Genomic DNA, 13,685 nt, shown 5'->3' on the forward strand with positions numbered 1-13,685 from the left:
TCTTTTTTTATAATCCAAATAACTTTCTATCAAATAATTGAATTCTATTTACTGTCTGAATTTGCTCAACTCTAATAAGAAATTCTGAAAGTACATCTGGAGCATCATCATGTTGTGAAAATTTCTGACCTGTAAACTCAAGAACTTGCTTATTGAATTCTTCATCTTCTTCAGCAAATACTATTTGTCCTTTATTTACATAAGGAATAGCAGTTGAAATTTTATCATCTTTGTTCCTTTTTTGCATTTCATTTATTATTGTAATATTTCTATACTTTAAGATTTCATTTTCTCTAATTAACTTTTCCAACATAAAAGCATCACTTGAATTGAATGTATTTTTCTCAATACACACATGTGTTATATCTTGGTATTCAAGTAAAAGCTCTACCATATGACCTACATACTTATCAAATTCCTGCCTAGCGTTTATTTTTGCTAATTCACCAAGCCTAATATATTTATTACCATTAATAGCAGTAGACCCAATTAAATATGCACTGTAATCATTCTTTTTCCCACCGGATGATGCAGGGTCAACTATTAACATTGTTTTTATAAATTCATGAGTTTCTATTATTTCTCTAGGTTCAGTATGCATTTGCTTAAACCATTTTTCACCTATAGAATCAACATCACCTTGAACCTCTTGTTTAAAAGAATTAGGATTTTCAAAATAATCAAGAGCAAGTTCTAAGCAATCCCAAAACTCACTCCATAGAGTATTAAATTGCATTTTACTTTCATGTTTATAATAAAACTCTTTAGCATCTTCTAACCTGGAGGTATTTTTAAACTCATTAAGAATAGTTTTGAACTTTAACCATAACCCAGAATTAAAATATTTATCTACATCATCAACTAGAACTCCTTTTTCTTTTTTAAATATCCAAGTAGGAGATTTAATCAACCTTGAATAGAAACATTCTTTATGCTGTTGAGTTCCCCAGGCCATAAGAACAGTACCTTTTTTAATTATTTTACCATTTCTTTTAACTGGTCTTTGCTTTGCAAATTTAACATCATCAGAATATTTTTTCCATTTCTTTTCCCTGGCTTCTTCTGTTCTACAGTCATCCTCAGATTGATAATCATCTAAGATAATTAAATCCGGCCTTACGTTTTTATATTTTCTACCTCTCATTGGAGATGTAGATGAAATAGCTTCAACAAAAGTATTATTTGTAAATTCAAGTTGAGTTGCATTACAAATATATTTTTTATTTCTATCATCAAGTAACTTTCCAAATGATATCTCAATATAAGGGTTTTCTATCATGTTATCCTTAATATCTTTTATAAATTTTTCAGCAGTAGATCCTATATCAGAACATATCAACACATAGGTTTTATGTTTATAAGCTACACTCCAACAAGTAGGACCTAAGGTACCAAATGCACTTTTACCAGTACCCCTTGGAAGAACTCTCCCTAATTGTTCAGGTCCGGTTCCAATAATAGAATCTTGAATATCATGCCACAATTCTTCATGAACATGAGCTATTGGAGCTGCAGCATTATCTTCTTTAGGTAAATATATATCTTGTAAAAAATACATACAAAAAAACTCTAGGGAAATTTGTCCTAATTGCCACGCTAATCCATGGAATCCAAACAAATTCTTAGAGTTTTCTATAATTCTTTCATCAGTTAATTCCTCAGCTTCATTTTCTGGAATACCTATATCAGTATAGGATTTTTTAAGATAGTGATAAAGCAGCCATTTGTTACGAGCTTCATCACTAGGAAAATCAAATGGTATTTTCAAGCTTTATCACCTCTACTTATAATTATTTTATGGTTTTAAAAATAGTTCTTTTATCCCTATGAAAAAATATTTTACAGCAGCTTCTACACCCATTTCCATCATTTTCTTTTCTATAAGTTTTATAAAACTTTCATTTAAATTATTTGTGGATTGCTTTATATTTAATAATTCTTGTTGAATAATTTCTAAATTGTTTTCTCCAACTTTATTACCAAATTCAATAGTATCAAGTAATGAATCAACCTTTTCTAGCATTTCCTTTTGCTCTTTATTAACACTTTGTAAAAGAAAAACTTTTAATTTATCGTATTCAAGTCTTTCCTCACTTATCTCAAGATTTCTTATTTCACGGTCTTCCTTTTCTTTTCTTTTTAATGCAATTTCCTTACTAACCTCGTTTATTTGTTTTTCTAATTCACGTTGTGGTCTCAATAACTCATTCATTTGCGAAACTCTACTTAATTCCATCATATTATTTAATTCTTCTTTTGATGGTAAAGAAAATTCTCCAATCTTATTAGTCATTAAAATCCCCTCCCATAAAATACATTATTCTACAGAAGTTCCAATATTCCTTTAAATCTGCTCAATAGCACCTCTAGAATTTCTTTTATATCTTCTAGCTTTCATTACTTCTCTAAGATCATCAGTTTCTTTTTCCTTAGTTAGCTTTTTACAACCACAGTGGGAGCATGAAATATATTTACCAGTATTTTTAGATGAAATAACTTCTGAAGTTATTAAAATAATTTCTTTACCACAACCTTTGCACTTATATGCAGTATAATATCCTTTCATACTCTCACCTCATTTTTTATGTATTAAAAAAAGCACTCATATAAAGTGCTTTTTAGATCTACTGGTTTCCCAGTCATACTATTATAACAGTTGAAGTTCTTTTTATTCAAAGAAAGGATGTCAGCCTAAGAAAGCCATGGCGGAAATAGAGAGATTTGAACTCTCGACACATAGGTTAACAGCCTACTGCTCTACCAAACTGAGCTATATTTCCATATATAAAAAGAACCCTATTTCTAGAGCTCTTCTTTGTAACTAACTATTACTAATAACACTTACTGAATAATTTACTGTTCCAGCATAACCACCTAAATTTACGACTAAATACCAATGACCAGTTCTAGGAACGATTATTTCAAATGGAGAAACTTTAGCAAGTCCACCGTAATAACTATATTTTCTACCATTTTTAAAATTACTAAAATTAGTAGGATCTAATAGAATTACATTTGCTTGTTTATCAAGCTTAACAACAATTACATCACCTTCATTATAATTCCCATCCCCATATTTAAAATTCATTATGAGCACCTCCTCTCATAGATTAAATTCTACAAGATTTGGTAATTTCCTCTATTTATTTTCTTCATACTCTTTTATTAACTTATAAAAAGTATTTTTTTTAAGTCCAGTAAGCTCCATTGCTTTTACTGCAGTAATTTCTCTTACTTTCCAATCATCATATACTTCTTTCCAGTTATCAGGGTATTCTATTTGTTTTCTTCCCTTGTATTTTCCCTTTGCCTTAGCAATTGCAATACCTTCTCTTTGTCTTTCAAGAGTATTAGCTCTTTCAAATTCATTTATAGCTCCTACCATGCTAAGCATTAGTTTTCCTGTTGGCGTTGAGCTATCAAGATTCTCTTTAATACTTATTAATGTAATCCCCTTATTTTCTAATTGTTCTACTATCTTAAGAAGATCTTTAAGACTCCTTGATAATCTTGAAAAATCCCAAATATAAATAGTATCTCCTTCTCTAGCAAATTCAAGCATATTCTGTAACTCTGGTCTGTTATAATTTATTCCTGAACCTTTTTCAGTAAACCATTTATCTATATTGTATTTTTTAAGTCCTTCAAGTTGTCTATCTTCATGTTGTTCTAATGAAGATACTCTAGCATAAGCAATATTCATTTATAAACACCTCCGGTTTTTCAAAAATATTATAGAAATTGTGTAACTGGTCAACGGGGTATTTATAGACCTCCATTTTAGAAGGTACCCCTCTCCAGTCATCTCTATATTTACATTATATACCTAGTGTTTATTTAGAGTCAATAACTTTATGAAACATTTGTTTATTTATTAATAAAACAATTTTAAACAAACATAATTATATATTATTTAATTGTTTATTATAAGCATACTTCAAACAAACTACTTAACAACCTTCAAGTTCTTAATATCATCAAGCTCTTTCTTAAGAGTATTAGTATCTTTACTCTTATCACCATTACCAGGAGTATTTGTTTCTTCTTTGGTTACGGATGGTGAACCAATAGCCTGGTCTAATAGGTACTTATTAGCTTGGAGCTTCACCCTTTGGTCACTACTATTATTAGCTAACTCTATTAGATTGGCCACATAATTAGTAACATTAGCTGTTAACTTATCCTTTGCTGCTTTTCTAAGCTGTCTCCTACGCTCCTCGAGCTCAGCCCGAACATAATCTAAGTCCTTCCAAACATAAAGAGTACTTCTATGAACTCCTATCTCCTTTGCAATGCTAGTCATTGGAACACCTTCAAGCATCATATCAATCATATCACTTTGTTCTTTTGATAATATATTCATATAACGTACCTCCTTACATAAAAAATAGACACCTTGTAAAGGGTGTCTTAATTGATTTATTTCTATAGTACTACTATACTACATAGCTTTAAGGAATTACAATAAGTGTAAGTATAGAGTTTAACCTATATTTCTTCTAGAATAAAACTAGATATTTTATTAATTGTCTTTAATCTATACTCATTTATATAGTCAAAAGATATGTCTATTTTCTCACTTATCTCATTATGAGTATTCTTTTCAAAGTATTTTAACCTTACAAAATCACGTTCTTTCTCCTTTAAAAACTCTAGCATATTATCTATCTTTTGAATTTCTATTTCTTTAAGTCTTATCTTATTTCTTAAACGTATTATCTTTTCATCTCTTTTTACTATTTCATTTTCTACACTGGAGCTAAAGGCATTAGTTGGTTGAGTACGTTCTTCATAAGTCATACTTCCTACACCTCTATAATCATTCTCTAATACTTCTAAATCTAACTTCATATTCTTTATATCAATTATAGTTTTATTATAATTATAAAGCATAGCTTCAACTCTTCTAACCTTACTATTTGTCATTTGTTATTCACCTCTTTTTTTAAATTAGGGGTACTAATATAACTAAGATGAATATATAAATTTTTATCATATCTTAGTTCCCTTCAAAGCATTGATATTATTACATTTAAGTCAACTTGAAAATTTAAAAAAGGTACTAAGATATATATATAATTTCTTATATATATAATATACTCTTTTTGAGAATTAGTAATTTAAAGTATAAGAAGTTAAAAACATCTTAGTTATCTTAGTAATACATATCTCAACCCATTGCTATTATTAACTTTTAAAGGTGCTAAGATATTTAATATCATTCTAGTATATCTTAGTAATATAACCACTATTACTGTTGCTATCACTTTGGTTGAGTGTGTTTTGATATCTTAGTCTTCTTTAATGAATATTGATATTCTCTTACCATTAATCTTAACTTGTTTGGTTTTAAATCCATGCTTGCATATTTCTCTACTGAAAGCAATTCTAGATAAATGTTTTAATCCTGATTCTGTGCAATAAGTCTGATATTGAAGATAAACATCCTTTGTGGATTCATTCTCAATTTTACCTTCTTCTAAGAAACCAATAATGGGATTGTTTCTTTTTTCATAATCGTCCCAGGTATCTTCAACTGATTTTGGAGTAGTAAATGCTCTATTATATAAAATTCTTTCTAGTCCCTCCAAAGCTAATTTTAATAAATACTCCAAAGAGCTGTTATCCATAAGCTTGTCTATTATGAATGGATCATAATCTAGATCGTGTTTACTGAATTTAGCATTGAAAGGAATAAAAATAATCCTTCTCTTAAGTCCATCTGATAAATCATTAATTCTTGGTATCTCATTGCATGAGAAAATTAATTTACTATAGTTATTAAAATCAAATGGATCCTTACCCTTTCTTTCAACATTTACTGTTTCCCCAGTAACTAATTTCTTAAAGGTTGAGTTATCGTCAATATAACCGTTACTGATATCATCACCTATATTTGCAAGTTTTCCTTCAAGTTGAAAAGTCCTGAATCTATCATTTAATTCATTAAGGGCCACGCTTGATAGATTTTCTTTACCAATGAGTCTTTTTATTACATCTAATAAAGTTGATTTACCATTGGCTCCATGACCAGTGAGTATAAAACACTTACCTAGTTCATTTCTCCTAAAGAGTATATAACCTATCATTTCTTCTATAAGTAGTCGTAACTGCTTATCATTGCAGCATATTTTATTTAAAGTCTTGTCCATAATCTCTGAATAAGCAGCTGGATTATAATTAACTGGAATTTTATTTTTAATCTTAAATTCTGGATTGAAATCTCCTAAAGTTTTATTTTCAATATCTAATATGCCATTCTTTAAAGCTATTAGTTTTGGAGATTCCATTTCTACCTCCTGGGATCTAAGCTCCAAATATCTTAATACCTCACTTCTTGGACTTCTAGTTGAATTAATAATGTATTGAAGCATGTTACGTTCAATTTCATCACTATCAGAAGTATAATAACCTTCTTTGTAAACATGAAGTGTATCATTCATCTTCACTACATGATGCTCTCTTATCAGATATATAGCTAACTTTTCATATTGTAATTTACTTTTAAGGTAAAAGGACTCTTTAAGAAAAGCTTTATCTCTTAAAATTACATCAAGCTCTTTATCTGAAACTGGCTCTTTAAGTATGAATTGATTAATAACTCTTATTACTTCTCTTATTTCATCTTTAGTCATAGCTTGCTGCTGAAGAGTAAGTATATAAGAGAATAAGGTATCGTTTCTCCCATCACCTTCCTGGAGCTTTGAAAAATCCATATTAAATTTTTTACTTAATGGTATTAACCATATTGGAAGTTTATCTAACTTTTCAGTACTTCTTACTATTTTACGTTCCACTCCGTTTAATTTTATAGGAGTTACTACATTGGGATGTGGATATTTAGTTTCTGTTTTAATTCCTAAAGCAGTATAATAGTGCTGCTTATTTGACTTTATATTTGTATTTAAAAAGTGAAAATGCATACCATTGGAAGTCTGGATAATTACACAATTAACATTTAACTTTTCTAATATCTTTTGAACCCTCTTAGCTTGGACCATATCATCAATATCAACCATAATAGTCTGAGGATTAAGTGTAGCTCCATAATCATCTAGTTTTGATATGTCACTATAACTCTGAGCTGATTCCTCATTTACTTCTTTAACGTTGGGTTTTTTAGTTCCAGCTATTAAAGGATAATACTTGTTAAATATTAAATTATAAGTTTTACTAGTATTCATGTTATCACCTCTATTTACCTCTAGGTCTATTCTTAAGTTTTCTTAGATGCTTATTGTAACCATTCATAACTTCTGCGGCCCTTATTCCATGCATATTTAAATATCCTAACCTCACTTGTACACAGTCCCAAAATTCTTCTATCATGTTGTCATAATCATTTAACTTTGCAGCTTGTAAAAACTCTTCATCTTCTTCATGGATCTTACTGAGTTGTTGCTCTTTAGTAACATTGTTTAAATTTATATTTACTAGCTGCGTAGTAACTTTTTCTTTTAATCTTAGCTTAAGGAATTTAATATATGAGTTATACTTTTTTATAATTTTAATAGCTATTTTAAAGTCTTTAACTTTGAGAAACTCCTCTATTAATAAATTAATATCTTTAATCTTAGCTTGATCCTGTTCTTTAAATTCTCTCTCACTTAACATCTTTTGTTTTTCTCCTTCCATATGTGCATTGTTCTTTATCAATGCAATAATCACAGTCCTTCATGTTGCACTTCTCTAAACACATCATATCTCTTTTTTCATCCTTAGATTTAAATATAAACATGATGTAAATTACTAACACTAGCATTATAAAGAGAATTGCTGCCATTGTTTATTCCTCCTTTGTTTTTTATAATTTATCAACTTGTTAATTTCTAAATGTTGTATTACCATTAAGTCATGGTAGGTGTAAATTATGGATTTTTCTCAATCAAGAATATCGTATATAAAGTCTTCAATTAAAAGAAGTTACTTTGCTTGTTACTCAGCAAATGAAATATTATTTGATGATAAAGAACTTTCTAATGCATCAAATGAAATTAAAGCTGCTGCTTATATTAATCAAGCTATTTCTATAATAGAAAGTTGTAAAGCTCTTTATTACTCAAGAATTGAAGAACTTGAAAATGCTGAGGTTGAACATATTTTTAATAAATTCGATAATTTAAGTAATGAGTTTTTAAATAATTTTTCAACATTTCATTCTCATCAATGGAGTAACATCGAATTTGAAAACTTTAAAGATGCTGTTAATGCATTCATCGAACTACCATAATGTAATGTTGGGTGACAAAATTGTCACCCTTTATTGAATTATTCATTAACTCCATTTAACTTTGCCTTTGTATTCATCTTTTTTATTCCAATTAATTTCTTGTCCACATTCACACTTTTTTTCATTATCACATAAGAACTTTTTACAACCTGGACAAAAATAAGCCCAACCCAGTTCACTGTCATATTTCCATAAAATATTTTTAATCAATGAAATCTCTCCTTTGATTTAATGATCCTTCAATTAAAACTTTACACTTTTATTGAATTGCGAATTAAAATTTATAATACTTTTCATAAGTATCTGGATAAACTTCTTTTATTCCTTTTATAAAATCTTCATCTGAATACCCATTATTAATAAGCCACATTTTAAATTCGCCAACTGTTTTTATTTCATCTTTCCCTTTTTTAATTGAATTAACGAATTGTGGACATCCATGTACATGTCTAAATTCCTCAATTTCATAAGTATTTTTAATATGATTATTAGTCAATACTATTAGCTTTCCATTCCCTAAACCATAATCATCAAGCCAATAAGGATTAACTGTTGCACCTATATATTCAATACCATCTTTACCTATATTACTTGCTTTAATATATTCAAACATTCACATATCCTCCTTCGCATTTTTATCAAATTGTGAACTAAAAACCATTCCAAATTTGTTCACCTTTATAGTCAAAAGTTTCTTTATCATTAAAATCATCTTCGTTAAGGTCTTTAATTCTTTTTCTACTTCTAGAAATATATAATTTACTTCTAATTTTTGTATTAGGTTGTTCTATTTCTAATAAATCATCAAACTCAATTAACTTCCTATATTCTTCTTGATAATTAGCTTTTAAATGTTTAAAAAAATAATTTCTATGAAAAGGGCAAAATGTACATGCACTTGCTTTAGTTTCCAAACCCCAAACATCTTTTATATATGCATAATTATCTTTTCTCTCTAAATTCATATCACATAAAGGAAACTTATTAACGAACATCTTGTGTGGATTATCTTTACACCTATGTTTTTCTTCAACCGAAAAACCTAGATGCATCTCATGAGCTTTTAAGTCCTCACTCCTAGTACGTTGTCCCTTTTTATAACCTAGTAAATTTGCTCTAATAAACTTTTGCATTACATTTATTTTGTAATCTAAAGTGCAATTTCTCATCATTTTACCTTTCTTACCACTTTCATCAATAGTCCAAAAAGGAATGCTTACTACTCTAGCTTTTCCAAAATTCTCAACATAGTGAGAATGAAGATTACTCTCTAATACATAAAAAGGTATTCCCACATCTTCACAAGCACACTGGATAAAATAAACCTGGTCGTATACCCATCTAGGTTCTTCTCCTAGATCACAAAATAATATTGCATCATAGATTGGTACTTCTGGATATATATCATCTCCATATTTCTTCTTTTCACAACTCATTAATGCTAATGCTGTACTTTGCATACCCGCTCCACAGCTTAATATTTTCATTTTTCCTCCTCGTCAGGAGGTGAGTACTCACATTTTAACTAGTATTACTCCGATTTTATTTTTAATTATTAATTTTAACAAAGTCGTCTTTTTTCATGAGCTGAAGGCTACAGCTCTATTTTTGTTTTATAATCTTCAAGCATTCTATTGACTATTTAATTTTTGATTCATAAGATGTAAAATAATACTATAGTTTTATTTGCAGGAGGTATTATATGTCGAATTATGTTTACTTAGATGAAAAACGTACAAAAGAACTTTACGCTGAAGATTGTGATTCAACTAATCTTGGAGAAGAATACTATTGTCCAACCCCTCACTGTACTGCTAAAATGACATTGCGTTCTCTTAGTGGTGATGTTAACCCCTATTTTTCCCCATTAAGATTACATAGCCACAGTGATTTTTGTACTATTGGAAAAATTAAAAAATCTAAATCAAAATACGACACTAACAATTTTTCCATTGAAGACTTATATGGTTCTGTTATAAAAAAGCCTTCGGAAAACACTTCATCTGGCTCCAAACAAAAATCTCCACGTTCACCAAGCACTTCTAATGATGAAAAGATTACTACTACTAGCAAACTATATTACTTCTGTAAAAGCCATGACATTAATTATCCTATTAATGATAAAAAGATTATTGATTTACTAGCAGATAGCAGGAATAATTTTCTTTTTATACATAAGAAGTTTTGGGGGTTAAGATTAGTTGAAGCATTGTTTTACCAATACAAGGATGACAAAAATACAATCTCTTTTCATTATCCAATTGACCAAAAACTGAAAAATAAATTTGATGTATCAGTTAAATTCAAAAATACTGCTGATTATGAGAAAATTAAGAAGAAAATATTTAAAAATAAAGAAACTTACAAATCAGCACATATATGTATTTTAGGTAACTGGGATAATAATTCTTGTGATATTGAATCTACTAAACAAATTATAGTATTAGGTTCAGAATAATAATTGAGGGCTTTTTAGTCCTCAATTATTTGCATTGTAAACTATTCTTCATCATTTGAACCTAAACCATAATATCTTAAATAGTCATTCTAGTTATCTAAATCAAGGCCTTTTAGTTTTGCATCATCATAATCCTCTTGACAATATGGCTTGCTATCCATATATTTCACTCCTTCACAATTTTTTTAAACTTCAATTTTAATTATTAAAATAAACTCATCTGTTCTACGCCATCACCTATAAAATCAACTATTCTTTTCTTAGCTACATCTATATACCAATCTCTATCTAACTTTCTAGATATTCTTTTATTATTTATATCCCCATTATCTATAAAGCATCTTTCAGGAGTTCCAGCTATTTTCTCAGGCTTACCTTTACTATTTACTTTATAAACTCCTTGGTCTAAATAGTTCTTTGAAGCAAATACTCTTAGTATCCTCTCATTTAACTTTTTATCACCATGTAATGCATATTGATATTTACTAGATACCTTCACAACCTTTTGAAAATCAATAAGTCTATTAGAATTATTTATGGTTTCCTCAACTGGAATACCTTTTATAAAATAATCCATAAGAGCTTGATTAACTATTGGTAAGTCATTATCTAGCTTATCAAGTTTCTTGACATATGCTCCTTTAGATTTAACCTCTCCATCTTCCATAACAATGATGTAATTATTAACATCCTTTTGAACTACTTTATTAATAATGTCATGCTCTAAACTCATTCTTGAACGCTCTTCCCACTCTTTACATATATCTTTGTACTTATCAATATCTTTTTCTGATTTAAGCTTAAACATAACACCATCAGTATTGCTCTGTATAAGCTCAAAATAAGGCTCTAGGTGCTCTATTAAGTCCAATAGGAGTAATTGTCCATTGATACATACATTGTTAGCTTGTAGAGGGTCATAGAGATTATTATATTGGTCTTTACTAGCTCCATAAGTTGAGTTAAGAACAATTTTATAAGGTAATTGTCTAGGATCTTTTACCTTTTTTAATTCCAATCTCTTATCTCTGATTTCTTTATACTTTTCAGGATGCCTTACATTCCTGGATAAGAAATTATATTCAATCATTAATGCTGGATAAAAACTTCCTACATCTGAGTTAATAAATATTCCTTCACCTTGATATTGGGTTCTAGCTCCATGGAGTCCTCCCCATCCAAAAGTATGAGGTACTCCTGCTACATCAATATCTAATGACTTCTTATAATCTCTATTTATAGGATTCTTGTACCACTCCATAATATGTTTATATTTATTAAGCCTTAAGGTATCAACTATAGTAATGTCAAATTCATCATTTCTATCATGAACCCTATCTGCTTCAAGAATAATAGCTGATAACTGGGCCTTAGTTTTATTTATATAACTTAAAGGTAAACTAAAAGTTTTTATAAGGCTCATGTGACTATCATATTCTTCTTTTCTGTTCATAAATACATGCATTGTCTGTTCTACATCATGGTTACAATAGAATATAACTTCTTCAATTTCATCCTGTGTAAGTTTCCTATTAGTATTAAAATTAACTATAGTTTCCCTTATATCATTTCCCATGAATCCTTCTAACTGCTTTAGGCCTTTGAATTTATCAGTCATAACATCATAATTGTAAAGTTTAATCTTATTGAAAGCTCTACTGAACGACCATCCACCTTGACCTGAAACTATGATGTGATTATTAATTTCTTGTGGACTTAATCCTAATAAGATTCCTTTTAAAATATATTGGTCATAGCTCCTAGAGTTAAATCCCACCCATATATTATTTTTATTAGATTCATATAAATTTCTGAGAGCTTCAGGATCATTTACTACTGTATGAGTAGTCCTGGTGTCAGTATCTTTAATGACTACTAACCAATCATATGGAAAAACTTCAAAGTCATAAAATAACATTAGTTATCACTCTCCTTAATTAATGATTCTTCCACATCTGTTCTCTATTATTAAAATAATATTTAATCATTAACACTCCTTGTTTTTATTGTAGTAAAATAATTCTAAAGGGGTGGTTAAAATGAGATTAAATAATGATTGTATTCGTGATATTCTACTATATATTGAAGCTAATACTGATTATGAAAAAAGTTGTATTAATTCTGATGTGTTAGTTAAAGATCTGAAATATGATAAAAATACTATCTTTTATCATATTTGCATGATACGTCAAGCTAGATTAGTTGATAATGTTTCATTTGCTGATAATGAACCTAAATTAATTTCCAGATTATCCTGGCAAGGTCATCAATATCTAGATAATATTCGTGATAATAAAGTCTGGAGATTACTCAAAGAAAAAACTAGTAAATTATCTTCAGTATCACTAAGCTTACTAATTCAATTGGCACCTACAGTTCTTCAACAATATTTACAAATATAATTTTTAATATCTAAAGAGGGAGAAATTCTCCCTCAGTTGTCTTTACTCTTTATCAAACACATCTATAATTTTGTAAGTATTATAACCTTTGTTATTTTCTCCATACTCTAATGCATATTCCAATGTTCCCTCTACTACTTCAAGTACATCGAGTAACATTTCATGATACTTCTTGAAGTTTGTAAACTCTATGTCTACTCCTGAATCTAAACTTCTAAGCATTTCATTGGCATTGTGAATTCCAAAACCTTGAGTCATTACTTGGTTATAGAATATTAAGCTACCTTTATATTCACCAGTTAATATCTTGAACCAAACTGAAAGCATAGGATCTCCTTTTTTAGACTTCTTAAGTTCAAGCTTATTAACTTCAACTTCATAAGTTCCAAGAGGAACTTCTTTAAAATCTCCACCACCATTTTTAGCAGCTTCTTCTGCATCTTTTTTTAATCCTTCAGTATCAATTTTCTCATCAAATTCATCCCATATTTCTTTTGCCATTTTTTACATTCCTCCATTTATCTTTAGATTAATTGAGGGATTTATGGCTCCCTCATAACCTTATTTAGTAATTAATAACTTGGTCAAAAATGAC

Annotated in this window: 18 protein-coding genes and 1 tRNA gene; 3 read left to right on the top strand and 16 right to left on the bottom strand. The window is 28.9% G+C overall.

The window, feature by feature from the left end; translation table 11 throughout:
• Positions 1-7: 7 nt before the first annotated feature.
• From ACTNBA_RS06440 to ACTNBA_RS06490, 11 genes are all read right to left on the bottom strand, one after another.
• On the bottom strand, positions 8-1,768 hold the full coding sequence (locus ACTNBA_RS06440; protein WP_441073101.1) for a hypothetical protein: 1,761 nt from the start codon (positions 1,766-1,768) through the stop codon (positions 8-10).
• Positions 1,769-1,795: 27 nt separating this feature from the next.
• Positions 1,796-2,293, bottom strand: a complete 498-nt coding sequence (locus tag ACTNBA_RS06445; protein WP_441073102.1) for a hypothetical protein — start codon at positions 2,291-2,293, stop codon at positions 1,796-1,798.
• A 51-nt stretch (positions 2,294-2,344) separates the two neighbouring features.
• A complete protein-coding gene (locus tag ACTNBA_RS06450) occupies positions 2,345-2,566 on the bottom strand; it encodes a hypothetical protein (protein WP_441073103.1) in 222 nt (73 codons plus the stop codon).
• Positions 2,567-2,703: 137 nt separating this feature from the next.
• Positions 2,704-2,780 (bottom strand) — tRNA-Asn (locus ACTNBA_RS06455).
• 41 nt (positions 2,781-2,821) lie between these two features.
• Positions 2,822-3,088 carry a DUF1883 domain-containing protein gene (locus ACTNBA_RS06460; protein ID WP_441073104.1) on the bottom strand — a complete coding sequence of 89 codons (267 nt, stop codon included), beginning with the start codon at positions 3,086-3,088 and terminating at the stop codon, positions 2,822-2,824.
• Between the two features lie 51 nt (positions 3,089-3,139).
• Positions 3,140-3,703 (bottom strand): recombinase family protein, encoded by a 564-nt coding sequence (locus ACTNBA_RS06465; RefSeq protein ID WP_441073105.1) that lies wholly within the window; start codon positions 3,701-3,703, stop codon positions 3,140-3,142.
• Between the two features lie 243 nt (positions 3,704-3,946).
• Positions 3,947-4,363 (bottom strand): helix-turn-helix domain-containing protein, encoded by a 417-nt coding sequence (locus ACTNBA_RS06470; RefSeq protein WP_441073106.1) that lies wholly within the window; start codon positions 4,361-4,363, stop codon positions 3,947-3,949.
• Between the two features lie 125 nt (positions 4,364-4,488).
• Positions 4,489-4,926: an RNA polymerase sigma factor gene (locus ACTNBA_RS06475; protein ID WP_441073107.1), complete on the bottom strand. Its 438-nt coding sequence runs from the start codon at positions 4,924-4,926 to the stop codon at positions 4,489-4,491.
• A gap of 365 nt (positions 4,927-5,291) precedes the next feature.
• Complete coding sequence (locus ACTNBA_RS06480; RefSeq protein WP_441073108.1) at positions 5,292-7,184, bottom strand: DNA primase family protein; 1,893 nt, start codon at positions 7,182-7,184, stop codon at positions 5,292-5,294.
• Positions 7,185-7,194: 10 nt separating this feature from the next.
• Positions 7,195-7,635 (bottom strand): pyrophosphohydrolase domain-containing protein, encoded by a 441-nt coding sequence (locus tag ACTNBA_RS06485; RefSeq protein ID WP_441073109.1) that lies wholly within the window; start codon positions 7,633-7,635, stop codon positions 7,195-7,197.
• The gene (locus tag ACTNBA_RS06490; protein WP_441073110.1) at positions 7,604-7,783 is read right to left on the bottom strand and encodes a hypothetical protein; all 180 of its coding nucleotides are present in this window, start codon (positions 7,781-7,783) and stop codon (positions 7,604-7,606) included. The genes ACTNBA_RS06485 and ACTNBA_RS06490 overlap by 32 nt, the downstream gene beginning before the upstream one ends.
• A gap of 87 nt (positions 7,784-7,870) precedes the next feature.
• Here ACTNBA_RS06490 and ACTNBA_RS06495 point away from each other — a divergent pair, with 87 nt between their 5' ends.
• Complete coding sequence (locus ACTNBA_RS06495; protein ID WP_441073111.1) at positions 7,871-8,230, top strand: hypothetical protein; 360 nt, start codon at positions 7,871-7,873, stop codon at positions 8,228-8,230.
• A 38-nt stretch (positions 8,231-8,268) separates the two neighbouring features.
• Here ACTNBA_RS06495 and ACTNBA_RS06500 read toward each other — a convergent pair whose 3' ends face one another.
• From ACTNBA_RS06500 to ACTNBA_RS06510, 3 genes are all read right to left on the bottom strand, one after another.
• Positions 8,269-8,415: a hypothetical protein gene (locus tag ACTNBA_RS06500; protein ID WP_441073112.1), complete on the bottom strand. Its 147-nt coding sequence runs from the start codon at positions 8,413-8,415 to the stop codon at positions 8,269-8,271.
• Positions 8,416-8,504: 89 nt separating this feature from the next.
• Complete coding sequence (locus ACTNBA_RS06505; RefSeq protein ID WP_441073113.1) at positions 8,505-8,843, bottom strand: hypothetical protein; 339 nt, start codon at positions 8,841-8,843, stop codon at positions 8,505-8,507.
• 37 nt (positions 8,844-8,880) lie between these two features.
• A complete protein-coding gene (locus tag ACTNBA_RS06510; protein WP_441073114.1) occupies positions 8,881-9,717 on the bottom strand; it encodes a hypothetical protein in 837 nt (278 codons plus the stop codon).
• Positions 9,718-9,932: 215 nt separating this feature from the next.
• Between ACTNBA_RS06510 and ACTNBA_RS06515 the strand changes: the two genes are divergently transcribed.
• Positions 9,933-10,688 carry a hypothetical protein gene (locus tag ACTNBA_RS06515; protein ID WP_441073115.1) on the top strand — a complete coding sequence of 252 codons (756 nt, stop codon included), beginning with the start codon at positions 9,933-9,935 and terminating at the stop codon, positions 10,686-10,688.
• A gap of 205 nt (positions 10,689-10,893) precedes the next feature.
• On the opposite strand, the gene ACTNBA_RS06520 is transcribed toward ACTNBA_RS06515, so the two are convergent.
• A complete protein-coding gene (locus ACTNBA_RS06520; protein WP_441073116.1) occupies positions 10,894-12,606 on the bottom strand; it encodes a hypothetical protein in 1,713 nt (570 codons plus the stop codon).
• A 121-nt stretch (positions 12,607-12,727) separates the two neighbouring features.
• Here ACTNBA_RS06520 and ACTNBA_RS06525 point away from each other — a divergent pair, with 121 nt between their 5' ends.
• Positions 12,728-13,090: a DUF2513 domain-containing protein gene (locus tag ACTNBA_RS06525; RefSeq protein ID WP_441073223.1), complete on the top strand. Its 363-nt coding sequence runs from the start codon at positions 12,728-12,730 to the stop codon at positions 13,088-13,090.
• 42 nt (positions 13,091-13,132) lie between these two features.
• On the opposite strand, the gene ACTNBA_RS06530 is transcribed toward ACTNBA_RS06525, so the two are convergent.
• The gene (locus tag ACTNBA_RS06530) at positions 13,133-13,591 is read right to left on the bottom strand and encodes a DUF669 domain-containing protein (RefSeq protein ID WP_441073117.1); all 459 of its coding nucleotides are present in this window, start codon (positions 13,589-13,591) and stop codon (positions 13,133-13,135) included.
• Positions 13,592-13,685: the final 94 nt, after the last annotated feature.

Source organism: Clostridium sulfidigenes (assembly GCF_052067195.1).
Lineage (GTDB): Bacteria > Bacillota > Clostridia > Clostridiales > Clostridiaceae > Clostridium_J > Clostridium_J sulfidigenes.